General features: G+C 69.9%; 26 protein-coding genes and 1 tRNA gene. 8 read left to right on the forward strand and 19 right to left on the reverse strand.

Annotated elements, in window-relative coordinates; all coding sequences use genetic code 11:
- Window position 1 precedes the first annotated feature (1 nt).
- The 3 genes from MRBLWH10_RS16415 to MRBLWH10_RS16425 all read right to left on the reverse strand — a co-directional run bounded on the left by MRBLWH10_RS16415 (window position 2) and on the right by MRBLWH10_RS16425 (window position 2052).
- Window positions 2–436 (reverse strand): DUF3995 domain-containing protein, encoded by a 435-nt coding sequence (locus MRBLWH10_RS16415; protein ID WP_341940742.1) that lies wholly within the window; start codon window positions 434–436, stop codon window positions 2–4.
- 25 nt (window positions 437–461) lie between these two features.
- Window positions 462–1118 carry a DUF1275 family protein gene (locus MRBLWH10_RS16420; RefSeq protein WP_341940743.1) on the reverse strand — a complete coding sequence of 219 codons (657 nt, stop codon included), beginning with the start codon at window positions 1116–1118 and terminating at the stop codon, window positions 462–464.
- A 94-nt stretch (window positions 1119–1212) separates the two neighbouring features.
- Complete coding sequence (locus MRBLWH10_RS16425; RefSeq protein ID WP_341940744.1) at window positions 1213–2052, reverse strand: GDSL-type esterase/lipase family protein; 840 nt, start codon at window positions 2050–2052, stop codon at window positions 1213–1215.
- A 73-nt stretch (window positions 2053–2125) separates the two neighbouring features.
- Here MRBLWH10_RS16425 and MRBLWH10_RS16430 point away from each other — a divergent pair, with 73 nt between their 5' ends.
- Complete coding sequence (locus MRBLWH10_RS16430) at window positions 2126–2473, forward strand: DUF1801 domain-containing protein (protein WP_105673451.1); 348 nt, start codon at window positions 2126–2128, stop codon at window positions 2471–2473.
- Window positions 2474–2495: 22 nt separating this feature from the next.
- Here MRBLWH10_RS16430 and MRBLWH10_RS16435 read toward each other — a convergent pair whose 3' ends face one another.
- From MRBLWH10_RS16435 to MRBLWH10_RS16445, 3 genes are read right to left on the reverse strand one after another with little or no spacing between them, the layout of a single operon-like run.
- A complete protein-coding gene (locus MRBLWH10_RS16435; RefSeq protein WP_341940745.1) occupies window positions 2496–3851 on the reverse strand; it encodes a HAMP domain-containing sensor histidine kinase in 1356 nt (451 codons plus the stop codon).
- Window positions 3848–4528: a response regulator transcription factor gene (locus MRBLWH10_RS16440; protein ID WP_341940746.1), complete on the reverse strand. Its 681-nt coding sequence runs from the start codon at window positions 4526–4528 to the stop codon at window positions 3848–3850. Before MRBLWH10_RS16440 ends, MRBLWH10_RS16435 begins: the two co-directional genes overlap by 4 nt.
- Window positions 4529–4551: 23 nt before the next feature.
- Window positions 4552–5370, reverse strand: a complete 819-nt coding sequence (locus MRBLWH10_RS16445) for a hypothetical protein (RefSeq protein ID WP_341940747.1) — start codon at window positions 5368–5370, stop codon at window positions 4552–4554.
- A gap of 164 nt (window positions 5371–5534) precedes the next feature.
- Between MRBLWH10_RS16445 and MRBLWH10_RS16450 the strand changes: the two genes are divergently transcribed.
- Window positions 5535–6245 (forward strand): phosphatase PAP2 family protein, encoded by a 711-nt coding sequence (locus MRBLWH10_RS16450; RefSeq protein ID WP_341940748.1) that lies wholly within the window; start codon window positions 5535–5537, stop codon window positions 6243–6245.
- Here MRBLWH10_RS16450 and MRBLWH10_RS16455 read toward each other — a convergent pair.
- From MRBLWH10_RS16455 to MRBLWH10_RS16480, 6 genes are all read right to left on the reverse strand, one after another.
- On the reverse strand, window positions 6172–6459 hold the full coding sequence (locus MRBLWH10_RS16455) for a transcriptional regulator (RefSeq protein WP_105673443.1): 288 nt from the start codon (window positions 6457–6459) through the stop codon (window positions 6172–6174). The two genes, MRBLWH10_RS16450 and MRBLWH10_RS16455, sit on opposite strands and share 74 nt — an antisense overlap.
- Window positions 6459–7013, reverse strand: a complete 555-nt coding sequence (locus tag MRBLWH10_RS16460; protein WP_341940749.1) for a hypothetical protein — start codon at window positions 7011–7013, stop codon at window positions 6459–6461. Before MRBLWH10_RS16460 ends, MRBLWH10_RS16455 begins: the two co-directional genes overlap by 1 nt.
- A 73-nt stretch (window positions 7014–7086) precedes the next feature.
- Window positions 7087–7995, reverse strand: a complete 909-nt coding sequence (locus tag MRBLWH10_RS16465) for a carbohydrate ABC transporter permease (protein WP_341940750.1) — start codon at window positions 7993–7995, stop codon at window positions 7087–7089.
- On the reverse strand, window positions 7992–8930 hold the full coding sequence (locus MRBLWH10_RS16470; protein ID WP_341940751.1) for a sugar ABC transporter permease: 939 nt from the start codon (window positions 8928–8930) through the stop codon (window positions 7992–7994). The genes MRBLWH10_RS16465 and MRBLWH10_RS16470 overlap by 4 nt, the downstream gene beginning before the upstream one ends.
- Window positions 8927–10216 (reverse strand): extracellular solute-binding protein, encoded by a 1290-nt coding sequence (locus MRBLWH10_RS16475; protein WP_341940752.1) that lies wholly within the window; start codon window positions 10214–10216, stop codon window positions 8927–8929. Before MRBLWH10_RS16475 ends, MRBLWH10_RS16470 begins: the two co-directional genes overlap by 4 nt.
- A gap of 43 nt (window positions 10217–10259) precedes the next feature.
- Window positions 10260–12428 carry an alpha-galactosidase gene (locus MRBLWH10_RS16480; protein ID WP_341940753.1) on the reverse strand — a complete coding sequence of 723 codons (2169 nt, stop codon included), beginning with the start codon at window positions 12426–12428 and terminating at the stop codon, window positions 10260–10262.
- Between the two features lie 97 nt (window positions 12429–12525).
- On the opposite strand from MRBLWH10_RS16480, the gene MRBLWH10_RS16485 reads away from it, so the two are divergent.
- Window positions 12526–13629 carry an ROK family transcriptional regulator gene (locus tag MRBLWH10_RS16485; protein WP_341940754.1) on the forward strand — a complete coding sequence of 368 codons (1104 nt, stop codon included), beginning with the start codon at window positions 12526–12528 and terminating at the stop codon, window positions 13627–13629.
- Window positions 13630–13693: 64 nt separating this feature from the next.
- Here MRBLWH10_RS16485 and MRBLWH10_RS16490 read toward each other — a convergent pair whose 3' ends face one another.
- Window positions 13694–14296 (reverse strand): TetR/AcrR family transcriptional regulator, encoded by a 603-nt coding sequence (locus tag MRBLWH10_RS16490; protein ID WP_341940755.1) that lies wholly within the window; start codon window positions 14294–14296, stop codon window positions 13694–13696.
- 98 nt (window positions 14297–14394) lie between these two features.
- Here MRBLWH10_RS16490 and MRBLWH10_RS16495 point away from each other — a divergent pair, with 98 nt between their 5' ends.
- On the forward strand, window positions 14395–15195 hold the full coding sequence (locus MRBLWH10_RS16495) for an SDR family NAD(P)-dependent oxidoreductase (RefSeq protein ID WP_341940756.1): 801 nt from the start codon (window positions 14395–14397) through the stop codon (window positions 15193–15195).
- A gap of 117 nt (window positions 15196–15312) precedes the next feature.
- On the opposite strand, the gene MRBLWH10_RS16500 is transcribed toward MRBLWH10_RS16495, so the two are convergent.
- From MRBLWH10_RS16500 to MRBLWH10_RS16515, 4 genes are all read right to left on the reverse strand, one after another.
- Complete coding sequence (locus MRBLWH10_RS16500; protein ID WP_341940757.1) at window positions 15313–16539, reverse strand: Dyp-type peroxidase; 1227 nt, start codon at window positions 16537–16539, stop codon at window positions 15313–15315.
- Window positions 16539–17075, reverse strand: coding sequence for a copper chaperone PCu(A)C (locus MRBLWH10_RS16505; protein ID WP_341940758.1), 537 nt, complete (start codon window positions 17073–17075; stop codon window positions 16539–16541). The genes MRBLWH10_RS16500 and MRBLWH10_RS16505 overlap by 1 nt, the downstream gene beginning before the upstream one ends.
- A gap of 11 nt (window positions 17076–17086) precedes the next feature.
- Window positions 17087–17698: a copper resistance CopC family protein gene (locus tag MRBLWH10_RS16510; RefSeq protein ID WP_341940759.1), complete on the reverse strand. Its 612-nt coding sequence runs from the start codon at window positions 17696–17698 to the stop codon at window positions 17087–17089.
- A 122-nt stretch (window positions 17699–17820) separates the two neighbouring features.
- Window positions 17821–18426 (reverse strand): hypothetical protein, encoded by a 606-nt coding sequence (locus MRBLWH10_RS16515; RefSeq protein ID WP_341940760.1) that lies wholly within the window; start codon window positions 18424–18426, stop codon window positions 17821–17823.
- Window positions 18427–18644: 218 nt separating this feature from the next.
- Here MRBLWH10_RS16515 and MRBLWH10_RS16520 point away from each other — a divergent pair, with 218 nt between their 5' ends.
- Both MRBLWH10_RS16520 and MRBLWH10_RS16525 read left to right on the forward strand, forming a co-directional pair.
- Window positions 18645–19871 (forward strand): peptidoglycan DD-metalloendopeptidase family protein, encoded by a 1227-nt coding sequence (locus MRBLWH10_RS16520; protein WP_341940761.1) that lies wholly within the window; start codon window positions 18645–18647, stop codon window positions 19869–19871.
- A 77-nt stretch (window positions 19872–19948) separates the two neighbouring features.
- Window positions 19949–20506, forward strand: a complete 558-nt coding sequence (locus tag MRBLWH10_RS16525) for a dihydrofolate reductase family protein (RefSeq protein ID WP_341940762.1) — start codon at window positions 19949–19951, stop codon at window positions 20504–20506.
- 12 nt (window positions 20507–20518) lie between these two features.
- Here MRBLWH10_RS16525 and MRBLWH10_RS16530 read toward each other — a convergent pair whose 3' ends face one another.
- Together MRBLWH10_RS16530 and MRBLWH10_RS16535 are read right to left on the reverse strand one after the other, a co-directional pair.
- Window positions 20519–21178 carry a 4'-phosphopantetheinyl transferase superfamily protein gene (locus MRBLWH10_RS16530; protein ID WP_341940763.1) on the reverse strand — a complete coding sequence of 220 codons (660 nt, stop codon included), beginning with the start codon at window positions 21176–21178 and terminating at the stop codon, window positions 20519–20521.
- Window positions 21179–21316: 138 nt separating this feature from the next.
- Window positions 21317–21399: transfer RNA gene (locus MRBLWH10_RS16535), tRNA-Leu, on the reverse strand.
- Between the two features lie 387 nt (window positions 21400–21786).
- On the opposite strand from MRBLWH10_RS16535, the gene MRBLWH10_RS16540 reads away from it, so the two are divergent.
- Window positions 21787–22515, forward strand: coding sequence for a DUF3662 and FHA domain-containing protein (locus tag MRBLWH10_RS16540; protein WP_341940764.1), 729 nt, complete (start codon window positions 21787–21789; stop codon window positions 22513–22515).
- Window positions 22516–22546: 31 nt separating this feature from the next.
- Window positions 22547–23062 (forward strand): FHA domain-containing protein, encoded by a 516-nt coding sequence (locus MRBLWH10_RS16545; RefSeq protein ID WP_105673428.1) that lies wholly within the window; start codon window positions 22547–22549, stop codon window positions 23060–23062.
- The last annotated feature ends 7 nt before the right edge of the window (window positions 23063–23069 follow it).

The following is a 23069-nucleotide window of genomic DNA, read 5'->3' on the forward strand; positions in this document are numbered from 1 at the left end:
GTCAGCGCCGCGACCGTCGAGAGCCGATCAGCGTCGCGATGCCGAGGACGGCGCAGAGCGGACGGTAGTACCGCGTGTCGAGCTCTCGGAACCGTTTGTCGGCGGGAGGAAGACCGAGCGCCTTCAGGGCGACGTCGCCTCCGACGACGGCCCGCGCGAGCAGAGCCGTCGCGATGATCCGACGCACGACGACCGCCATGCGCCCCTCGCCCAGCGCTCCGGCCGAGACGGCCCCGGCGGCGAGCGCGGCGCCCGCGACGACAGCCGTCGCGGCGGCATCCGGCATCGCGGCCGCGTTGCCGACGGTGGCGGAGGCGAGCCGTCTGCGGTTCTTCGCCGGCCAGCTCGATCCCGACGCCCAGATGAGATGCAGACCGCCGACCGCCGTCAATCCGGTCCAGCTCACGAGTCGTGCGGCACCCCTGATAACGCTCACCCGTCGAGCGTATCGCCGGGGGTGCTCAGGGGGCGGACGGGACGGACCGTTCCCTGATGGCTCCCACCGCGACGGCGAGGATGCCGAGTGCACCGGCCGCGACGAGGAGCGCCCACCCGTGGAGCAGTCGCTCGCCGCCCGCGCCCACCACGGCGCCGGCGGCGAGGGAGCCCCACAGCAGGAGGGGCCGTCGCCATGCGGTCCGCGAACGCCCCGTGATCAGGTCGGCGAGTGCCACGCCGAGGCTGACGAGGGTGCCCGTGGCGTAGGTGATGGCGATGCGTGCACGCCCCTCCGACAGATACAGCGTGTTCAGCGCACCCATGGCGGCGGCGAGCAGCGCGAACCTCCAGAAGGCGCCGGGCTGCAGGAGGCCCACGATGCCGCAGATCGCCACGGCGACCGCCGCCCCCGCGACCACGCGCCACCGCCTCGTGCGGACCGGTCCTCGTGACAGAGCTCCCGCCGCGACCCCGATGACGAACGCCGCGACGAGCCCGAGAGGAAGCAGTGCATTCGCTGCACCCTGCGCCCACAGCTCGGCGCCGGCCTGGGTCGAGTTGCCGCTCATGAACGAGACGAACAGCCCGCCGGTCTCGATGAAGCCGATCGCGTCGATGTACCCCGCGATGAGCCCGAGCAGCAGCGTGAGCGCCAGGCCGCGCCGCGAGACATCCTTCACTGACCGACCTCCGCCCTGCTGACCTCCTCATAGTGCTCACGATCGCCGGTCGAGAGCAAGCCGGGCGACCGAGCGCGGCAGAAGGAGGCCTCGGTCAGAGCCGCCGCACCCCTCCCGCGCCGAGCATCCGCAGGACGTGCACGGCGATCTCGAACTGACCATCGGCGCTGGGGTGCACACCGTCGTCGAGGAGGGCGATCGGATGCTCGGCATCCGCCGGGTCGATCACCGGGTCGGATGCGGCGACGTCCGTGATCGCGCGGGCGGTGTCGCTCCTGTCGTGCTCGGTCCAGTGGATCCCCGCCCCGCCGAAGTACGGGTAGCGGGCGATCGCGTCCTCATCGACCGGGACGGGCGCCAGCCACACCCGCGGCACCCCCGCCACGGCATCGCGGATCAGTGCGAGGTTGCGTCTGGTCTCCTCGGCACTGACCAGGCGAGCAGCATGGGAGCCCCCCGTGCGGCGGGCGTCGTTGGCGCCGATCATGCAGAACACGATCGACGGGTCCACCCGGCGGAGCATGCCGAGGCCGCCGAGGAGCTGGGTCGTCGTCGAGCCCGACACCGAGAGGTTCACGAAGCGGAGACCGAGATCAGGGCGCTCTGTGGCGAACAGCGCACCGATCAGCTCGAACCACGACTCGCGGTCGGCGGTCGTGCTCTCACCGATCGCGACGACGGTCTGCCCCGCGGTGAACGGAGGGTCGGCGAGGATCTCGCGCACGTCATCGCGCTGCGCGAGGCGCTGGACAGCAACGTCGCGCCGCTGTGCGAGCTCCCCGACCGCCGTGTCGTACTCGTCGAGGGTCGCGCCGAAGACGGCGGCTCTGGTGGCGGCATCCATCCCGCCCGCATAGGGGAGGGACAGCTCGGGGCGCTCGAAGCGGACGAGCTTCGCGAGCACGGCGGCGCGGGAGGCGTGAGTCTGTGTCATGAATCATTCATAGCACAGAAGTAATTACGGCGCTCACCCACCGGCCACTCGGCCGGGGTGCCATCATGTGTCGATGGGAACCATCGACGACTACCTCGCGACCCTCGCCGACGCCGACAGGTCGGCGATCGCCCGGGTCTACCGCATCGCGACGGATGCCGTGCCCGAGGCCGAGCAGGGCACCGGATACCGGATGCCCGCGCTGCTGCTCGACGGCAAGGCGCTGCTCTCGGTGATGCGCACGAAGACCCACCTGGGCGTGTACCCCTTCAGCGCGGATGCCGTGGCCGCCGTGCGCCCGCGACTGGACGGCTTCGACGTCAGCACCGGCACGATCCGCTTCACGCTCGAGCATCCCCTCCCCGACGACGTCGTGCGCGACCTCGTGCTGTTCCGGCGCGATCAGATCATCCGGCGCTGAATCCGGCGATCGAGGCGAGCCGTCAGTGCCGCGGCGCCGCGTCGTGGGCCAGCGGCAGGTGCACGTCGACCCGCAGACCCTCACCAGGCGTGTTGACGAGAGACACCCGGCCTGAGGCGTTCGCCGCGATCCCGGCCACGATCGAGAGGCCGAGACCCGCCCCGCCGCGGGTGCGTGCGTCGCTCTGCCGGGCGAAGCGGTCGAGGGCAGACGGAGCGAACTCCGCATCCATGCCGCCGCCGTCGTCGGACACCGAGAGGACGACCCCGCCATCGTCGTCCGAGAGGACCAGTTCGATGACCCCCTCGCGCCCGATCGCGTTCACGGCATTTCCGATGAGGTTGTCGCACAGGCGCCCGAAGTCCTCGACGCTCACGGCGACGAGCGCCGTGGGGCGCGCGGTCCCGTCCTCGTAGTCGACGCGGATGGCGCGGTCGGCGACTCGGAGGCGCCAGCGATCAGCGGCATCCGCCATCTCCTCCGCCAGGCGATCGACGCTCGCGCTGCCCGCCGTCTGCTGCGCATCGATGCGGGAGAGCTCCAGAAGCGAAGTCGCGAGAGAAGAGAGCCTCGCCACCGTCTGCTGCGCGGCGGCGACGTCGCGCCTCATGTCCTCCAGGCTCGTCGCCTCGCGCTGCGCGAGCTCGAGTCTCGTCTGGATGATCGCCAGCGGGGTGCGGAACTCGTGACTCGCGTCGGACACGATCTGCCGCTCCCGCTCGGCCGACGACCGCAGCTGCACGACCAGTTCGTTCAGCGTCTCGGCGAGCTCAGCGATCTCGTCTCTCGCGGGCCCGACGGGCAGCAGGTCGGCGCCGGGTTCGGCGATGAGCGCCGCCGCGCTGCGCCTCAGACGGGAGACCGGGCTGAGCGCTGCGGAGCCGATCAGCCAGGATGCCGCCCCGAAGGCGATGTTGATGACGGCGATGCTGGCGATGAGCAGCGCGGCCACCTCGTTCAGCACCTGTGCATTGCTGTCCGTCGCGGTGATGACGTGCCAGTCACCAGTGCCGGCGGTCACGGTGGTCGCGCGCACGACGTAGCTTCCGACCGTCGTGTGGCCATCCGGTCCTGCCGCGAACTCCTCCGCTCGACCGGAGAGCCCGTCGGGCAGGGTGTCGACTCCGATCGCTCCGGACGGGTCGATGACGGCCACGAACTGACCGGACCCCGGGAGATCCATCTCCTCCGTGTCGCCCGTGGTGATGGCGGTGACGTACTGGCCCTCGACGCCCTCCAGCAGACGCACCTGGCCCTCGCCGACGATCCGTGCGACCTGGGAGTAGACGATGATCCCGGCGACGACGGAGATGAGGATCGCGATCAGCAGACTGCCTCCGGTGATCCGGACGCGGATCGTCAGCCGGGAGAGGTTCACGTCTCACCCTCGATCAGCTGGAATCCGACGCCGCGCGCCGTCGCGATGCGCACGGGCGCGCCGACCGCATCGAGCTTGCGGCGGATGTAGCTGACGTACTGATCGACGATGTTGGGGTCGATGTAGTCGGTCGATCCCCAGATCGCGTCGAGGATCGCGGCCCGCGGCATCACCGCGCCGACGTTCGCGGCGAGCAGCCGGAGGAGGTCGAACTCGGTCCGGCTCAGACTCAGCTCTCCCTGCTCCGTCGCGATCCGATGCCTCGTCATGTCGATGTGCAGGCCGCCGATCTCCATCCGGGTCGTCCCGATCGCGTCGCGACGGCGGAGCGCCCGCAGCCGGGCGGCGAGCTCGACGAACTCGAACGGCTTGGTGAGGTAGTCGTCGGCGCCGGCATCCAGCCCCTTCACTCTGTCGTCGACCGCGTCGCGCGCGGTGAGGAGGATGATCGCCAGTCCCTCGTGCTGGCGACGCAGCCAACGACACAGCTCGAAACCCGACATGCCGGGCAGCATTACATCGAGGATCGCGATGTCGTAACCGGCATCCTTCGCGAGGGCCATCGCGTGCACCCCGTCTTCGGCGACGTCGACGACGTATCCCTCGCCGCGGAGTCCGCGGGCGATGAGATCCGCCATCTCCGGTTCGTCTTCGACCGTGAGGATGCGCAGTGCCACCAGTTCGACCTCCTGCGGCGATCCTATGCCGCGTCGACGAGCCGGGCGTCCTCGATCAGCGCGGTCGCCTCCCGCCGCTGCCGGTTGACCTTGACACCGAGATAGGCCGCGACCGCGACGATGACCGCCAGGAAGACGACGCTCGTGATCGTGGTGCCCAAGCCCATACCGCCGTCGGCCGGGGCCTGCGAGAGGAGATCGCCGATCGATGCGCCGAGCGGACGGGTGAGGATGTACGCGGCCCAGAAGCAGAACACCACGTTGGCCTTGAACGCGAACCGCGCGATCGCGATGACGCCGATCAGAGCACTGAACAGGATCGTCCCGAACAGGTAGCCGAGCCCCAGACCCTCGGAGATGAGGTCGCCGGCGGCGGTGCCCAGCGCGAAGGTGAACAGGATCGCGATCCAGTAGAAGGCCTCGCGGCGACGCGTGAAGATCGTGTGGATCGACAGCGTGTGCTCGCGGGCGAACCAGATGCCGAAGGTGATCGCGAGCACGAGTGTGAAGATGAGAGTGCTGACCCACAGCTCGACGCCGAGGACGTCGGTGAGGTTGTCGGTGAGCAGCGTGCCGACGATGCTGATCAGCACGACGACCGTCCAGTACACGCCGGAGTTGTAGCGCTTCGTGGCGAACTGGGCGATCAACGCCGCCACGAGCAGCGCGCCCATCACCGCAGTGGTGAGGCTGAGCCCCCACCCGAGATCGGCGTTGAGGTAGTCGGCGAAGGTCTCGCCTGTCGTGGTCGAGAGGATCTTGATCACCCAGAAGGCGAACGTGACCTCCGGCACCCTGTTGAACAGGATGGTGCGGACGTGCTCGGGGAGTGGATTCGTCATGGCCACAGACTCTCGGCGGATCCTTGACGTTCACCCCCTCGGAGAGCACCGCGGAGTGAGCGTTCTTTCAGAGAAGGTGCGGACCTCGGTGATCCTGAGAGCATTTTCACGCGCTGACGGCCGATACCGGGATCGCTCGGATGTCGGGGCGGCAGTGTGAGGGAATGCTCCGCACCACAGATATCCCGCCGTCACCGACGCGGGCGACCTCCATCCGCAACCTCGGGCTGCTGGGTCTGCTCGGCATCGCCGGGGTGCTCGCGCTGGGGATCGTCATCCGCAGCTCCGGCAACGGCCCATCGCCGCTCGACTCCTGGTGGCACGACCTCCAACGAGGCTGGCGGACGGATGCCGGGATCCGCGTCGCCGAGGCATTCGATCTCGTCGGCGGCGTCGGCATCGTGATCGGGGTCACGGTCGTGCTCATCGCCGCCTTCCTGATCGCCCGGCGGTTCCGCAGCGCGATCACTCTCGCGGTCGCGATGGCGGTCTCTGAGACCGTCACCGCAGCGATCAAGGTCGTGATCGCGCGTCCCCGTCCCGCGGACTCGCTCTCCGATGTCGACGTCACCTCGTTCCCCTCCGGGCACACCGCCGCGGCGGCCACGCTCGCCGTGACCGTCGCCCTCCTGATCGGACGTCGGTTCTGGGCGCCCGCGATCGCCTGGATCGTGCTGATGGCATGGAGCCGCACGTTCCTCGAGGCGCACTGGCTCAGCGACGTCGTCGCCGGCGGGATCCTCGGCGCCTCGGTCGCCCTGCTCGCGCGATGGCTGGTGGTGACCGCGACGACGACCGCCGCTACTCGACTCCGGCGATCAGCTCCCGCAGCGCGGCGACGTGCGCGCTCAGCGCCTTCCGCCCCTCCGTCGTGAGGGAGATCCAGGTGGTGCGGCGGCTGTCGAGGACAGCCTTGCGGCTCTTCACGTACCTCTCGGCGGCGAGCGCGCTGATGTGCTTGGAGAGCACGGAGTCGCTCACGTCCAGGTGGTCCCGCAGGGTCACGAACTCGATCTCGCTCACGCCGGTGAGCATGGTCGTCAGTTTCAGTCGGATCGGCGACTGCAGCGCCGGGTTCAGCTCGACCATCAGTGGTTGAGGAAGAGGAGGGCGATGCCGCACGCTGCGAGGACGCCGAGGACGAGGAGGAACGCGACGGATTCGCCGCGGGCGTGCTCTGCGGGGTCAGCGCGGTACATGCGCACCCATCTCGCCCCGCTGAGCGCGAAGCCGACGCCCCCGGCGAGCGCGCACACCGGCACCAGCCACCAGACTCCGGCGAATCCGGCCCACATCGCTCCGGCCAGCGCCAGGAGGTACGACATGGTCGCCTCGGTGGCCGTGCCTCCGACGACCCTGCTGGCGAAGCCGCCGACGGTCACGCCGTTCACCCGGCGGAAGCGGCGGAGCTGCAGGAGCGCGACGGCCACGTAGAGCAGCGCTCCGGCGATCGTGAACCAGTAGCCCCTGCTCGTCCACACCACGGCGGTCGAGGCGATCTGCACGGCGATCGCCGACCCGAGGGCGAGGAGGAGGAGCGGGGGGAGCACGAGGCGGTTCGCCAACGCGGTGCGGGATGCCTCGGCATCCGCCAGCTGTCCGAGGGCCTGTTCCGGCGTCGGGTCGTCGCTTTTGCTTTCCATGTTGGAAAGTATGCTCCGAACTTTCCATATCGTCAAGTAGTGAGCGCCCTCCCCCGCGGAGGGCGCCCGTCCGTCACTTGATCGATCCCCGTGTGACCCCGGAGATCACCCAGCGCTGCGAGAAGATGTACACGATCAGCAGCGGGGCCATCGCCATCAGATACGACGCGAACGCCACGGTGTAGTCGGTGTTGTACTGCCCCTGCAGCACGTACTGCGCGAGCGGCAGCGTGCGGGCGCCCGGGTCGGTGAGCACGACGAGCGGCAGGATGAAGTCGTTCCACGCCCACACGCAGGTGAGGATGCCGACCGTGGCGTTCATCGGAGTGAGCAGAGGGAAGATGACCTGCCAGAACACGCGCCAGGTCGATGCGCCGTCCATGCGGGCGGCCTCCTCGAGCTCGATCGGGATCGAGCGGATGTACGCCGAGTAGATGAACACGTTCAGCGACAGCCCGTAGACCGTGTAGAGGATGATGACGCCGACCTGATTGTCGAGCCCGAACATCGCCGTCTGCTTCACGAGCGGCAGCATGATGATCGGGAACGGGATGAACAGAGCCGCGAGCAGGTAGTAGAACACGCCCTTGAAGAAGGGCCGGTGCATGTTGCGGGCCAGCGCATAGGCGACGACCGAGCTCGTGAACATCGTGAACACGACCGAACCGACCGTGATCAGCGCGGTGTTCAGGAGCGCCTGCGGGAACTGCGTGCGCTCCCAGGCCTCGGCGAAGTTCTCCCAGCGCACCGGGTTCGGCCATTCGAAGCCGGTTCCGCTGACGAGCTGATCGGGCGTCTTCACCGCGACGACCACGGCCAGGTAGAGCGGGATCAGAACGGTCAGAGCGCACACGGCGATGACGGCGGTGGCCCACCAGTTGGTGCGGCGGGTGTCATCCTCCCGATCCGCGCCGCCTCGACGGCGCCTGCCGCCCGTGACGATGGACGTGGTGGATTCGGTGGGGGCTGCGACAGACATCATGCATCCACCTCTCGGCGCTGGAGGACTCGGAACTGCAGGAGGGAGACGATCGTGATCACGATGAAGAAGACCACCGCGTTGGCCGTCTGGTAGGCGAACTCGCCACCGCCGTAGCCGCCCTTGAAGATGAGCATCGTCACGGACTCGGTGGAGGTGCCGGGGCCGCCGTTGGTGAGGGCGACGATCGGGTCGAACACCTGCAGGTACCCCTTGAGGCTCAGCACCACGTTGATGGTGAAGAAGGCGCTGATCAGGGGGAACGTGATCGCCCAGAACTGCCGCCAGCTCGAGGCGCCGTCGAGCGACGCCGCCTCGTAGAGCTCCGACGGGATCGTCTGCAGACCGGACAGGTAGATGATGATCGTGAACGCGCAGCCCTGCCAGACCGCGAGGGAGACGATCGCCAGCCAGGCCCAGTCGGGGTTCGACAGGATGTTGTCGGCGATCAGCGGGATGCCGGGGAAGAGCTTCGGCAGCGAGTTCGTGAACAGGTACTGGAAGACGTAGCCGATCACCAGCATCGCGAGCACGTAGGGCACGAAGTAGACGCCGCGGAAGAAGTTGCGCGCCTTGATCTTCGCGTTGAGCCCCATCGCGATCGCGAGCGAGATCGCGTTCGTGAGGATGGTCGCGACGATCGCGAACAGGAAGGAGAACCCGTACGCACCCCAGACCCGGTCGTCCTTGAACAGGTTGAGGTAGTTCGAGATCCCGACGAAGTTCCAGTCGCCGTAGCCCGCGTAGTTCGTGAAGCTGAAGAACACGCCCACGAGCATGGGGACGGTGTGGAACAGCGCGAAGGCGATGACGGCCGGCCAGACCATCCAGTAGTAGGCCGAGAGCGCACGCGGCGACGAGGAGCGGATGCGGTCGGCCCGCCCGCTGCGGGAGCCGCCGGATGCCGACGACCTGACCGCTTCGGTGAGTGTGCTCATGATCGGTCCTCCGTCACGGGGATGGTGCGGGCGGCGATCTTGCGCCACTCGTTGTCGAGGGTGGCGAGCGCGGCCCCCGCGTCGCCGGTGAAGATCGACTCCTGCACGAACTCCGCGAGCGGGATGCCCGGCGGGATCTGGTGATCGAGGAAGCCGGTGATGCGCCCGTCGTCGAAGAACGGCTTGACCGACTGCAGCGCGAGATCATCGCTGAGCTCGGCGCCCTCGACCGAGGGGATCATGTTCTGCGAGGCCGCGAACTCCTCGATGACGTCGGGGCGGAACATGAACTCGATGAACCGCAGCGCCTCCTCGCGATGCGGGCTGTTGCGGCCCATCGTCACCGTCACGTCGACGCCCGAGACGATCACGCGGTCCTTCCCGGCATCCGTCGGGTACGGGAAGATCGCGGCGTTGATGTCGGGGTTCACCTGCTTGATGCCGTTGACGGCCCAGATGCCCTGGAGCAGCATCGCGGCCTCGCCGCGAGCGAACGCGGCGTTGCCTTCGTCGTAGGTCGCGCCCCGGTAGCCCTCCTGCGCGTAGCCGTACAGCTGCAGCTCGCGGTCGAGCGGCTCGGCGAAGTCCCGCTCGAACGAGGCCTTCGAGTCGGGGCCCACGTTCTCGCCCTCCGCGCGCATCTCGTCGAAGAAGCCGTCCTGCACCGCGTAGGCGCCGAGGCCGTTGAACGAGGGGACAGAGGTCCACGAGTCGGCGAGGGTGGCGTAGATCGGCTGGATGCCGGCATCCTTCAGCTTCTCGCAGGCTGCGATGAGCTCGTCCCACGTCTCGGGCACCTCGATGCCCTGCTCCGCGAAGATGTCGGCGTTGTAGATGATGCCGTTGGCGTTGTTGACGTAGCCGAGGCTGTTCACCTCGCCGTCCTTGTTTCCGAGGTCGGCGAGGATGTCCTGCACCGCGGGGTTGATCGTGTCGAGCACCGGCTCGTCGGAGAAGTCGTAGAAGACCCCTGCCTGTGCGAGACGGCCGAAGTTGCCGTTGCCGTTCAGGGTGATGACGTCGGGCGCCTTGTCCTTCACGAGCAGCGTGCGGATGATGGTGTCGGCATCCGCCACCTGGTTCTGCACGACGTGGATGTCGGGGTTCTCGGCCTCGAACTTCTCGATGATCCTGTCGAAGTCCTCGCGGGCCTCTCCCTTGAACTGGAAGAAGTTCAGCGTGGTGACGCCGGGGTCGGCTCCGGAGGAGCAGCCTCCCAGCGTTCCGGCGAGCGCGACGACGACGACGGCCGCCGTCGCTCCGCGGAGCGGATGGTTCGATCTCATATCTGCGCCTCCTTGCGCGAGGGATCGGCGATGCCGATCAGGATCAGTGCTGTGCGGTGAGCTCCACGAGGGTCGCTCGCCCGGGATGCTGCACGGGGGGACGGATGCCGGTCGTCGCCAGCTGTCGGCCGGTGAGGATGACGCCGTCCTGGATCCACCGGAGCGGGGACTGCCCTGCATCCTCGTGGGCGCCACCGGGCGTCACGACGCGGAGACGGTACTCGCGCTCCGGGTCGAGTCCGGGGAACCGCACCCGCCCTGCGGGATAGGCCACCGAGGTCGCAGCCTGCGTGATCGTGAAGACGGCGTCGGCACGATCGGCCGAGACCATGCCGCGCACGTCGATGCCCGGTTCCACGCCGTCGACGTTCACGACGCGACCGGTCGCGACGAGAGGACGCAGCGTCTTCGCGAGCCCCACCCAGGCGCGGATGCGGTCGCGATCGGCATCCGTCTCCCGGCTGATGTCCCGCTCGATGCCGAAGTGCCCGAACAGGGCGATCGCGGCGCTCAGGTCGAGGTCCGTCGCCCTGCCCGTCGAGTGGACGACGGCGCTGGTGAGGTGCGCGCCCATGAGCTCGGGCGGCACGACCAGGCCGGTGTAGCGCTGGATGTCGAGCCGTTCGAGCGGGTCGATGCAGTCGCTCGTCCAGATGCGATCGGTGCGATCCAGGATGCCGAGGTCGACCCGGGCGCCGCCCGATGCGCAGCTCTCGATCTCGAGCCCTGGATGCTGCGCCTTGAGCTCGTCGAGAAGACGGTAGACGGCGAGGGTATGCGCGTGCACGTGGGAGCCGCCGCCCGGGCCGGAGCCCGCGTCGACGAGATCGCGGTTGTGGTCCCACTTCAGGTAGGCGATCGGATACTCGTCGAGCAGGGCGTGCAGGCGCGACGCGATGTGCGCGTACGCGTCGGGGTGCGCGAGGTCGAGCACCTGCTGCTGCCGGGCGGCGGGCGGCAGATCGAGTCGAGAGCGCAGGATCCAGTCGGGATGCTCACGGGCGAGCTCGCTGTCGGGGTTCACCATCTCGGGCTCGACCCACAGCCCGAACTCCATGCCGCGCGAGCGCACGCGGTCGACGAGCGGGTGCAGCCCCTGCGGCCACACCTCCGTGTCCACCTGCCAGTCGCCGAGTCCGGCGGTGTCGTCGCGACGACCGAGGAACCAGCCGTCGTCGAGCACGAACCGCTCGACGCCCGCATCGGCCGCGGCATCCGCGAGCGCGGTCAGCCGATCGAGGTCGTGATCGAAGTACACGGCCTCCCAGGTGTTGAGGGTGATGGGGCGGGGCCGATGCGGATGCTGCGGGCGCGCGCGGAGCTCGTCGTGGAACCGCGCGGAGAGCTCGTCGAGGCCGTCGCCCCAGGAGCCGATGACCCAGGGAGTGGTCACGGTCTCACCAGAGTCGAGGATGATCTCGCCGGGGCCGTACAGCTCGCCACCCGCGAGGAAGGCCTCCCCGGCGATGGTCCGTTCGGCCAGGACGGTGTGGCTGCCGCTCCAGGCGACGTGGATGCCGTGCACCCGTCCCGACTCGAACCCGAACCCGGGGCGGCCGGCGCAGAGCAGCAGCGTGGCATCGGCGCCCGGGCGTCCTCGGCGGCTCTCCCGCACCGAGGTGCCGACGGTGAAGGCGCGGCGCTGCGGCGAGCGTTCACGCAGATGACGCCCCGTGGTGTCGAGGATCTCGGTCGCGTCCCACGGAACGGGGAAGGATGGTGCGAGACGTTGCACCGTGTACGCGCCCGTTCCGCTGTTGCGGAGCGTGATGCGCTGCCGGAGGAGACCCGCGACGCCGAGTTCGAGCTCGACGGTGGCGGCGAGACGCGACTCCTCGTCGACGAGCGAGATGCGGGCGCGCTCGGCGGTGGCGTCGACTCCGGCCAGGTGCCAGCGGACGCTGATGCCGTGGCCTGCCCTGTGCCCTTCGAGCCCCGGCGTGCCGAGCCAGCCGTGCGCGGGCGTCGGCAGGATGCTGAGGACGGGGGTGACGTCGAGTCCACCCGAGACGCGCTGGGGCGCCGCGGCCAGTGCGAGGCCGCCGAGGGCCTGCGTCGAGAGGTGTCCGAGGTCTTCGCCCCAGTGCACGATGGCGGGCGGCGTCGACATCTCGACGACCACGCTGGTGCCGCCTCTGCGGAGGTGCAGAACCTCCGGGGAGAGCCCCTCGTCGATGGCGGAAGGTTCGCTGCTCACATCGCTGGAATGCATGAATTAGTTTTAGCATGAAAATAATCCAGACGTCAACGGCGTGATCTCGCCGGTCCGCCGCGTCTTTATGTGCCAAGATGAAATCAATGGAGGTGTCATGAGCACGGAGGCCACCGTCGCGCGCACGGTCCTCATCCACGGCCCGATCTCCCGTTCAGCCCTGGCCGTGCGGATGCGGATGTCTCCGGCGAGCCTGACCCGCCTCACGAAGCCGTTCGTCGACCGCGGCATCCTCGTCGAGCTCGACGACGTGGTCGACGGCGTCGGCCGCCCCTCTCGCCCCCTCGACGTCTCGCCCGCCGTCGGCACCTTCCTGGGAGTGAAGCTCACGGGCGGCGACGCGCACTGCGTGCTCACCGACGTCCGGGCGCAGCTGCTCGGCGAGGTGGTGCTGCCGCTGCGGTCGCACGCGCCCTCCGACGTGGTCGACACCATCGTCGAGGCCATGACGCGGCTCGTCGGCGACAGCGACGCCCCCGTCGGCGTCGGCATCAGCGTCGGCGGGATCACCGACGGCAGCACCGTGGTCTGGGGGCCGTTCCTCGACTGGGAGGACGTTCCTCTCGGCGAGCTCGTCACCGCGGCCACCGGCCTGCCAACGCGCATCGAGAACGATCTGATCGCCCTGACCGAGGCCGAGCGCTGGTTCGGCGTCGTCCGCGGGCTCGACGGCTTCGCGGTGATCACGATCGGCGCCGGCGTCGGGTACGAGGTCGTCTCCGGCGGCGAGGTCGTGCGCAACGCGGACTCGGGGATCAGCCTCGCCGCTCACGTGCCGCTCGAGCCGCACGGACCCCTGTGCTCCGAGGGGCACAGGGGCTGCGCGCAGGCGATGCTCGGCTCAGCATCCATCGCCGCACAGGCGACGACCGCCCTCCAGCGGCCGGTGGGCTACGACGAGGTCCTCGCTCTCGCCGCCGACGGCGACCCCGCGGCCGCGTCCATCGTCGACGCCAGCGCCCGAGCGCTCGGGCGCCTCGTCGCCCTGGCCGCCAACCTCACGACCCACGCGGACATCGTTCTCGCCGGCGAGGGCATGGGGCTGTTCGCCGTGGCGGAGGGTGCCGTGCGCGCCGAGATCGCCGCTGGTCGTGACCCGCGGGCCTCTCCGGTGCGGCTGCACGTGGACGACAGCGGCTTCACCGCGTGGGCGCGCGGAGCGGCAGCCGTCGCCGTGCAGGCGGCGTTCGAGCGGTTGTAGGACGCGGATCAGTCAGCGGAGGGGCAGCCGCCCGGACGCCGCAGCGCAGGGAACCCGCCGTGCCTCACTCCGCGCGGATGCCGGTCCACAGCAGGTCGCGAGCATCGGCGACCAACTCGGCGGCCGGTACGCCGTCGAGGAGCCCCCCGGAGGCGAGAGTCGCGATGCCGTGGAACGTCGCGAACGCCGTGAGCGCGATGCGATGGGGATCTCCCGCGCGGATGATCCCGCTCTCCTGCGCCGCGATCACGACCCGCACGGTGACCTCCATCGACGCCTGACCAGCCGCGATGAGCTCTGCGCGCGCGTCGGGCGCGTGCTTCATCCCGAACATCAGGCCGAGCAGGATCGGCTGCTCGAGGGCGAAGTCGACGTAGGCCGCGGTGAGAGCGTCGAACCGACCCCGCACCTTCTCCCCCGTCGTCGCCTCCACGCCGGCGGCCTCGTCCAGCACCGCCGCGAGCCGGGTGAACCCGTCTTCGGCGAGAGCGTCGAGCAGGGCCTGCTTGTCACGGAAGTGCCGGCTGGGAGCCGCATGGCTGACCCCGGCCTCGCGGGCGAGCTGCCGCAGCGACAGGGCCTCGACGCCGTCGCTCTCGATGCTCGACCTGGCGGCCTCGAGGAGCGTGCGGCGGAGATCGCCGTGGTGATAGGGCTGCGGGGGCACCCGTCGATCCTATCTCGATGTAGGCATTGACAACAAGAGAGAGCGCGTGCACAATGATGTCACTGCCTACATTGTCGACACGACCGAAGGACTGCACCATGACACTCGACCTCCGCGGTGGAACCACCCTCATCACCGGCGCCAGCGCCGGCCTCGGGGTCGAGTTCGCCCGCCGATTCGCCTCCCGCGGCTCGAACCTCGTCCTCGTCGCCCGCCGCGTCGACCGCCTCGAAGCCCTCGCCGCCGAGCTGCGCGCCTCCGCCGGAGTCGCGGTCGAGGTCGTCGCCGCCGACCTCGGCGTCGCCGGAGCAGCAGCAGCCCTGCACGCGGAGCTCGACCGCCGCGGCATCCGCGTCACCTCGCTGGTCAACAACGCCGGCTTCGGCACCCACGGCGCCTTCGACACGGTCGACCCCGAGCGGATGACGAGCGAGATCCAGCTCAACGTCGGCACGCTGGTCGAGCTCTCCCGCCTCTTCATGCCCCAGCTGCTCCGGGGCCGGGGCGCCCTCGTCACGGTCGCGAGCACCGCGGCGTACCAGCCGACGCCAGGCATGGCCGTGTACGGCGCGACCAAGGCCTTCGTGCTGAGCTTCACCGAAGCGCTCTGGGCCGAAGCACGGGGCACCGGACTGCGCGTGCTCGCGGTGAGCCCCGGAGCGACGAAGACCGAGTTCTTCGACGTGGTCGGCACCGACGCCGCCTCCGTCGGCCGGCAGCAGACCCCCGAGCAGGTGATCGACACCGCGTTCCGCGAGCTCGACCGCAGCAACGGCCGTCCCAGCGTCATCTCCGGCCGCGTCAACCACCTCATGGCACTCGGCATCCGCCTGCTGTCCCGGCGAGCCACCGCGCTGACGAGCGCACGCGTGCTGCACGACGTCAGGATGCCGGGCTGACCGCAGCCACAGGCACGGATCCGCAGGCGAGCGCACCCCGCAGGCGATGAGCGCGAGCACAGGGATGCCGCGGCAGCGAGAGCAACCTCTGCCGCGGCATCCGTGTTCTCTCCGCGGTCAGCGGAGAACCGTCTCCCCGATGAAGCCGCCCTCCGCGCATCCGGGCGGGATCGCGAACACCGCGGACCCGATGGGCGTGGTCCACTCGTTGAGCAGGTCGAGCTCGGCGAGCCGCTGCTGCATGGGGGTGAACTGCCGCTCGACGTCGGCCTGGAACGAGACGAAGACGAGCCCCGACTCCGAGATGCCGCCACCCGACGGCCTCTCGTCGTAGTTGTACGCACGCCGGAAGATCTTCTCCCCGTCGTCGCCGCGGGCGCGGCGGATGTGCGCGAACTGCGGGATCACGGGGAATCCGATCGTGGTCTTCGCCTCGAAGTCGGGTTCGTCGTGCTCCGCGGTTCCGGTGAGCGGGGCGCCGTTCCCCAGTGTCCGGCCGACGGAGGCCTCACGGCCCCCGCGGTCGAGGCGGTCCCACTTGTCGAGGTCCATTCGGATGCGGCGGATGACGAGGCCGGTGCCCCCGGACAGCCAGCCGTCGTCCGCCCACACGACCCGGTCGAACTCCGCCGTCCCCGGCTCGGGGTTCGCCGTGCCGTCGACCTGACCGAAGAGGTTGCGCATCGTGGTGCCCGGTCGCTCGGTGCCGTACGCGCGGCGGAAGCCGGTCTGGGTCCACCGCAGCGCAGCGAACGAACGCGAGTCCTTCAACAGCATCCGTGCGGCGTGGGCGACCGTGAGCGGGTCGTCTCCGGCGACCTGGAGCAGCAGGTCGCCGTCGGAGAACTCGGGCTGCAGCGCGTCGATCCCGAACGCGGGGAGCGGCGCGAGCCAGGTCGGCGCCGGGCCGCCGGCGCGCGCGACCAGCCGCGGGCCGAAGCCGAAAGTCACGGTCAGACGAGCGGGGCTGGCGGCGAGCTCCGGCTCCGAGTCCGCGAGCGCGGGGGCGCCCTGGGTGAGCCGGGCCGCGTCGTCGGTGAGGATCCGCATCAGCCTGGACACCCCCTCGCGGTCCGTGGTGTCGTGCAGGTCGAGGGCGAGGAACATGCCGTGGGCCTGCGCGGGCGTGTCGATGCCGGCCTGGTGGATGCCGTGGAACGGGACCTTCTCGTCGCCGTTCATCGGCGCGGACGGCGTGACGGCCGGAGCCGCCTTCTGATTCAGGGCGATGTCGATGCCGACCGCGGCAGCGGCGCCCACACCGGCGACAGCCCCTCCGAGGAGGAACTGCCGCCGGGTGGAGCCGGTGCGGCCGGCACGAGCGCCCTCAGCGGGCGCGCGCATCAGTGGTTCATGCTGCCGTCGTCGTCGCCGCCCTCGTAGTTCTCGTTCGCGCCGGTGTAGTCCTTCACGGGTGCGGTGAACTCGTAGGTCGACTTGTCGGAGAAGGTGAGGGTGAACGTCACCTCGTCGCCCGCCTTGAGCGGCGCCGAGAGGCCCATGAGCATGATGTGGTTCGCGCCGGGCTCGAGCGTCAGCGTGCCGCCGGCGGGGATGACGAAGCCGCCGTCCTTCTCGCGCATCACCATCTCCCCCGACTCGTTCTCGACGGTCTCGTGCAGTTCGACCATGCCCGAGGCCTCGGTCTTCGCCGAGACGACGGTGACGTCCTTCTCGCCGCTGTTGGAGAGCTCGCCGAAGGCCGCCGACATCCCCTCGTCGGCGGACTTGACCCAGGCGTCCTCGATCGTGACCGAGTCGCCGGCGAGCGCCGTCGACGACTCCGCCGAGGGCGCGGTCGAGGCGCAGCCGGTGAGAGCGAGGAGCGCGGCGGCGATCAGGGCGGTGAGACGGACGGTGGACTTCTGTGCGGTGTTCATGGAATGGCCTTTCACGGTTGCGTGTCCGCAGAGTCGCCGGACTCCGGCGCTGCGGCCGCCGCCCGGGGGCGACGGAGGAATCTGTAGAGGAGGAAGGCGGCAGCGGCGATGGCCGCTCCGCCGGCGCCGACGAGCAGCGTCCGCTGCATCCCGTCGGCCTCGTCGGCCGTCCGCGCCGCGTCATCCGCTGGTGCGTCGGTGGTCGCGGCATCCGTCTTCGCGGTCGCCATCGGAGACGCATCCCCGACGGTGAACGGCACGACGCCGGAGATCGGATGCCCGTCCTCCGAGACGACCTGCCACCGCACCTGGTAGCCCGCGTCGGGCATGCCCTCTGCGACGGCGGCCGTGACGGTGTTCCCGTTCACGACCGGGTCGCCGGACACCCAGTTCTTCCCCTCGGCGTCGACGAGGAGCACGACGGCTCCCGTCGTCGAGTCGCCGAGCATCAGCAGCTCTCCGGAGAACGTCAGCGTGACGGACTCCGGAGGGGCGGCGAGACGTTCGTCGGTTCCGGGGGTGCTCTGGGTGAGCTGGTCGTGGGCGGATGCGGGCAGGGCGGTCGCGAGGATCACGACGGCCGCCGCCAGTGCACCCGCCGCGAATCTGCGGACAGGGGACATGGATGACAGACCTCTCGACGGGCGTCGGGAGTCGACGCCGCGGACGCGGATCGCGTGCCCGGCGGGCCGGTGCGCACGCGACAGTGCCGCCGTCACGGGCCCGAGAGGGCGGACGGCGCGGATCAGACGGCGGTGAGAGCCGGCGGGGCGCGTCCGTGGAGAGGAGAGCGGAGGGCGAGGTCGCGGAGCGCTTCGGGTCCTTCGGATGCCGGAGAGGCCAGCGGGCTCAGGGGCGCGGGCGCGGCGACGAGCGCGTCGACACGACGGCGCAGCCAGCGGATGCTGAGCTCCGCCAGTTCGCGCAGGCCCAGCAGGAGGCGTTCGCCCCGGTGCAGTACGAGGATCGTGACGACCGCGGCGATCGCGTGACCGAACCACATGAGTCCGTCGGCGGCGACGGCGTCGGAGAGTCCGTCGGTCGGCGAGAGCTGCAGCGGAGCGCCGTGGACGTGGCCGCCGACCGCGCCGGTCGGCGTGATCGTGCCCAGCACGAACAGCACGTGGAACAGGAGCTGGCTGATCGCGACCGAGAGGCTCAGCCGCACGATCGACAGCCGGCGCCCCGCGAGGAGCACGCACACCATGAGCGACAGCAGCCAGGGCACGAGGATGCCGAGGGGTCCCGGCATCGTTCCGCCGCCGGTCAGGTGACCGGCGAGAGCGGCGAAGATCGCCAGCGACGACGCGGCGAAGCCGCGCAGAACCGCCGGCTTCCTGGACTCGTGCACGGGTCCATTGTGTCAGGAAGCCAAGACGCCCGTCCGGGCGGGGTCGGTGGGCGCATACCTCCCGCATAGACGCTGCACAGCATCCGCACTCGATTTGAGACCTGCGGATTCTTCGCTTATGGTTACAACTTGATAACGGACGTGTCCGTCTCCCGAGGAGCTTCACCATCACTTCGCGATCACCCGAAACCGCGCTGTCTTCCACGCCTCTCACCGAGGTGTCTTCTGCAGACCCCGTCGTCTCGACGGGCATGCTGCGACGAGACCGACGCAGGGCCCAGGCGACGCCGGATGCCGCAGACGTCGTGACGGAGCAGACCCCGATCGTCGAGCAGGCCGCCGCCGTGGAGCAGGCCGCCGCCGTCGTGACGCTGGCCGCGACCATCGCCGCCGAGTCCGCAGAACCGCAGGAGACTCCCGCGCCCGCCGAGCAGGACGTCATCTCCGCACCGGCGGATGCTGTCGATGAGCCCCAGGCCGTGGATTCTCCCGCGATCGATGAGGCGCCCGCCGACGCAGCGCCCTCGGTCGACGAGGCACCGGCAGATGAGGTCGCCGCAGACGACGAGGCCCCCTCGGCCGACGAGGACGCCTCCTCCCCCGCTTCCGACGCCACCGAGCCGGCCGCCGCCCGCAGCCCCCGCGGCCGCAAGGCTCGTCCGCGCCGCGTGCGTGCGACGGCATCCGCGGCTTCCCGCCCGGCATCCGCAGCTCCCGTGGCCGCGCGCACAGAGCGCAGCTCGTCTCGACGCCGGATCGGCCGGATGACCACGGCCGCACTGGCCGTCGCCACCCTGGTGTGCGGCGTCGCGCTGCCCGCCGTCGGCATGGCGCAGTCGGGCACCGCCTCCGCAGCCTCGTCGGTGATGGCCGACATCCGCGCCGAGGCCCAGACCTACACGGCCAGCGCCGACGTCATGCCCGACGTCGTGGTGAGCGGCGACTTCTCCGCGACCACCCCGGACGAGATCGAGAAGATCCGCGTCGCCAGCGCCGCCTCCGCGAAGAGCGGCATCGTCCCGATCGCGCAGCCCGGCCAGGTCATCATCCCCATGGCGGCCGGCTCGTACACGATGACCGACGGCTTCGGCGCGAGCCGCCCCGGTCGCAGCCACATGGGCCAGGACTACGCCGCCCCCGTCGGAACCCCGATCTACGCGGCCGCCGACGGCGTCGTGACGATGTCGCAGGACAGCTACGGCGGCTACGGCGTGACCGTCCAGGTGCAGCACGAGTTCGGCGGCAGCTCCGCCGTATCGACCCTCTACGGGCACATGGACTACGGCACCCGGGCAGTCCAGTCCGGCGACCGCGTCGTGGCCGGTCAGTTCCTGGGCCGAGTCGGCACCACCGGCTACACCATCGGGTCGTGCCTGCACTTCGAGGTGCACATCAACGGCACCCCGATCAACCCCGTCCCCTGGCTCGACGCGAACGTCCGGTAGAAGCACTCGGCTGCGGCTCTGTCGCGGCTCTCGAGAACCCCTCGCACAGCGGGGATCGCACGGCCTAGAGTCGTCGCATGGGCCTCCTGACCTTCAGTCTCAACATCACCTTGGACGGCTGCGTCGACCATCGGGAGGGCATCGCCGACGACGAGACGCACGCCTACTTCACACACCTCATGGACGAGGGCGGCGCCATGCTCTGGGGTCGAACGACCTACGAGATGATGGAGAGCTACTGGCCGGCGGTCGCCCGCGGCGAAGAGGATGCTCCTCCGGCGCTGCGCGAGTGGGCGATCAAGCTGGACGCCAAGCCGAAGTACGTCGTGTCGTCGACGCGCAGCGACTTCCCCTGGGCCAACAGCCACCACCTCACCGGCGACCTGCGGACCGCCGTGCAGGAGCTCAAGGATGCGACCCCCGACGGCGTGCTCCTCGGCAGCGGTGCGCTCGCGACGCAGCTCGACCGGCTGGACCTGATCGACGAGTACGTGTTCCTGCTGCATCCCCTGATCGCGGGGCACGGCCCCACGCTGTTCCAGGACGGGCTGCCTCAGACTCGACAGCTCGAACTGATCTCGGCGCAGCCGCTCAGCAACGGCTCTGTCGCGATGCGCTATCGACGGAGCGAGTGAAGGCGCGACCCCTCAGCGAGGGATGACGACGGCGGTGAGCAGCAGTCCATTGCTCCGCGTCCACCGCCCGTCGATCTCCGAGACGCTCCGGCCCTGCAGCCGCCACGGCTCCCGCAGCAGGCGCGCCAGGAAGACTCCGGAAGACGGATCGATCTCGACGCTCACCTCCTCGAAGCCGAGCCACTCGTCGGTGATCGGAGACCAGGCCTTGTAGACGGACTCCTTCGCGCTGAAGAGCAGCCGGTCCCAGTGCACGTCCGACGGGGCCGAGGGCAGTCGCCTGAGCGCGTCCTTCTCGTGTGGGGAGGACACCAGATCGAGCACGTCCTCCGGAAGCGCCGCGTCCGGCTCGGCGTCGATGCCCAGAGTGAGGATGTCCGTCGTCCGGGCGACGGCGGCCGCGCGATACCCCTCGCAGTGCGTGATGCTGCCGACGAATCCCTCCGGCCACACGGGTCGTCGCCCCACGCGGTCGATTGGCGCGTCGGGCACCCCGAACTCCCGCAGCGCGCGGCGTGCGCACTCGCGCCCGGCGAAGAACTCCGACCGACGGCCCGGCACGGCATCCGCGACGAGCAGCTCCTCCTCCGCGAATCGCGCGAGGACCGTCTCATCGCCGCTCTCCGCGCAGGCCACCCCGTCGGGGAGGATCGCGGCAATCGCCCGGGTCATCGGAGCCTCACGACCGAGCGGGTCCGATTCGTCGTGCGGCATAGCTCCCTTGATAGCAGATGCCCTGCCGGCCCCGACGCGCCCGGGCTACAACGCGAAGAGCCCCGATCGTTTTCGATCGAGGCTCTTCATCTCGCGTGCGCGAGGGGGGACTTGAACCCCCACGTCCATACGGACACTGGCACCTGAAGCCAGCGCGTCTACCATTCCGCCACTCGCGCGAGTCGTCTCATTCCGAAGAATTCAACTCCGCAAGGCTATCACGGCATCCACCCCGCGAAGAAACCGGCCCGACCGAGCCCGTCCGCAGCATCCGACCGAGCCCGTCCGCACCATCCGACCGAGCCCGTCCGCAGCGTCCGTCCTGGTCCATTCTGTCGGCGCAGATCACGGGTGCCTGCGGAAACAAGCCGGTGCGCCGACATCCGCGCACCGGCGCCGACGAAGCGAGCCTGGCTCCACACCACACCGCCGCCGCACCCGCGCACCACACTCCCCCGCCGCACCCGCAAACCCCCGCAACATCCCTGCGAATCCGCCATACAACGGCGTTCACTCAGCACACCTGGCTACGATGTCCCTACCGGTCGGCATGCCAGAGGAGCCCAGTGGGACTACTTGACAGCTTTGAGAAGGGTCTCGAGCGCGCTGTGAACAGCGCCTTCGCGAAGACCTTCCGCAGCGGCATCCAGCCCGTGGAGATCGCCTCCGCCCTGCGGCGCGAGGCCGACACCAACGCGGCTGTGGTGAGCCGCGACCGCATCATCGCGCCCAACAGCTATGTGGCACGGCTCAGCCCCGACGATGCGGAGCGGATGCTCGGTCTCGGCGGCGCCCTGACCGATGAACTGCACGCGCTGCTCACGGCGCACGCGAAGTCACAGGGCTACAGCTTCGCCGGCCCGCTCGCGATCACGCTGGAGGCCGACGAGAGGGTCGCGACCGGCACGGTCCGCGTCGACTCGGGCACGGTCGAGGGCCGTGTCAGCTGGCAGGCCGTCGTCGACGTCGACGGGCGCCGCCACTCGATCACCCGCGCGCGCACCGTGATCGGACGCGGATCGGATGCCGACATCACGATCGCCGACGCCGGATCCAGTCGCAAGCACGTGGAGATCCTGTGGGACGGCGAGCGCGCCATGATGCGCGACCTCGGCTCGACCAACGGCACGAAGGTCAACGGCACGAAGGTCCGCGAGGCCGCGCTTCCGACCGACACGACGATCACGATCGGACGCACCGACCTCGTCTTCCGCATCATCCCCGTCGCCGCCCCGTCCCGCCCCGCGCGGCCGCGCGACGACGACGCCACCCGCGCGTTCGGGGCACTCGGATGAGCGCTCGCATCCCGGCGGGAGGGACGATCTGATGGCAGAGCTCCCTCTCCTCCTCCTGCGCCTGGGCTTCCTCCTCCTCCTGTGGTTCTTCGTGTTCGCCGTGGTCTACTCGCTCCGCGCCGATCTCTTCGGCGTGAAGGTGCGCAAGCTCCCCGCCGAGCAGGCCGCAGCCGCGGCATCCGCTGCTCCGGCGCCCGCACCCGCGGCGAAGCCGGCATCCGCGAAGCCCTCGACCGGCCCCGCGACGATCGCCACGGCCAAGCGCCTCGTGATCACGTCGGGTCCCAAGACCGGTCTCGAGCTCCCGCTGAACGGCGAGAGCCTGTCGATCGGCCGCTCCAGCGAGTCGTCTCTCGTGATCCGCGACGACTACACGTCGAGCCACCACGCGCGCCTCCTGCTGCGCGGAGACAACTGGGCGATCCAGGACCTCGACTCCACCAACGGCACCTTCGTCGGCGGCACGCGCGTGACCGGCTCCTCGGTGCCGCTGTCGCTCGGCACCCCCGTCAAGGTGGGCGCCACGACCTTCGAGCTGCGGGCCTGACGCGCGT

Origin of the sequence: Microbacterium sp. LWH10-1.2 (genome assembly GCF_038397765.1) — a bacterium.
Taxonomy (GTDB): Bacteria; Actinomycetota; Actinomycetes; order Actinomycetales; family Microbacteriaceae; genus Microbacterium; species Microbacterium natoriense.

Excerpts from the sequence above, each read along its gene's own strand:
- MRBLWH10_RS16425 (WP_341940744.1), bottom strand. The coding sequence starts at position 2,052 with ATGACACAGACTCACGCCTCCCGCGCCGCCGTGCTCGCGAAGCTCGTC.
- MRBLWH10_RS16430 (WP_105673451.1), top strand. The coding sequence starts at position 2,126 with ATGGGAACCATCGACGACTACCTCGCGACCCTCGCCGACGCCGACAGG.
- MRBLWH10_RS16445 (WP_341940747.1), bottom strand. The coding sequence starts at position 5,370 with ATGACGAATCCACTCCCCGAGCACGTCCGCACCATCCTGTTCAACAGG.
- MRBLWH10_RS16450 (WP_341940748.1), top strand. The coding sequence starts at position 5,535 with ATGCTCCGCACCACAGATATCCCGCCGTCACCGACGCGGGCGACCTCC.
- MRBLWH10_RS16455 (WP_105673443.1), bottom strand. The coding sequence starts at position 6,459 with ATGGTCGAGCTGAACCCGGCGCTGCAGTCGCCGATCCGACTGAAACTG.
- MRBLWH10_RS16460 (WP_341940749.1), bottom strand. The coding sequence starts at position 7,013 with ATGGAAAGCAAAAGCGACGACCCGACGCCGGAACAGGCCCTCGGACAG.
- MRBLWH10_RS16465 (WP_341940750.1), bottom strand. The coding sequence starts at position 7,995 with ATGATGTCTGTCGCAGCCCCCACCGAATCCACCACGTCCATCGTCACG.
- MRBLWH10_RS16470 (WP_341940751.1), bottom strand. The coding sequence starts at position 8,930 with ATGAGCACACTCACCGAAGCGGTCAGGTCGTCGGCATCCGGCGGCTCC.
- MRBLWH10_RS16475 (WP_341940752.1), bottom strand. The coding sequence starts at position 10,216 with ATGAGATCGAACCATCCGCTCCGCGGAGCGACGGCGGCCGTCGTCGTC.
- MRBLWH10_RS16480 (WP_341940753.1), bottom strand. The coding sequence starts at position 12,428 with ATGCATTCCAGCGATGTGAGCAGCGAACCTTCCGCCATCGACGAGGGG.
- MRBLWH10_RS16485 (WP_341940754.1), top strand. The coding sequence starts at position 12,526 with ATGAGCACGGAGGCCACCGTCGCGCGCACGGTCCTCATCCACGGCCCG.
- MRBLWH10_RS16495 (WP_341940756.1), top strand. The coding sequence starts at position 14,395 with ATGACACTCGACCTCCGCGGTGGAACCACCCTCATCACCGGCGCCAGC.
- MRBLWH10_RS16500 (WP_341940757.1), bottom strand. The coding sequence starts at position 16,539 with ATGCGCGCGCCCGCTGAGGGCGCTCGTGCCGGCCGCACCGGCTCCACC.
- MRBLWH10_RS16505 (WP_341940758.1), bottom strand. The coding sequence starts at position 17,075 with ATGAACACCGCACAGAAGTCCACCGTCCGTCTCACCGCCCTGATCGCC.
- MRBLWH10_RS16510 (WP_341940759.1), bottom strand. The coding sequence starts at position 17,698 with ATGTCCCCTGTCCGCAGATTCGCGGCGGGTGCACTGGCGGCGGCCGTC.
- MRBLWH10_RS16525 (WP_341940762.1), top strand. The coding sequence starts at position 19,949 with ATGGGCCTCCTGACCTTCAGTCTCAACATCACCTTGGACGGCTGCGTC.
- MRBLWH10_RS16530 (WP_341940763.1), bottom strand. The coding sequence starts at position 21,178 with ATGACCCGGGCGATTGCCGCGATCCTCCCCGACGGGGTGGCCTGCGCG.
- MRBLWH10_RS16545 (WP_105673428.1), top strand. The coding sequence starts at position 22,547 with ATGGCAGAGCTCCCTCTCCTCCTCCTGCGCCTGGGCTTCCTCCTCCTC.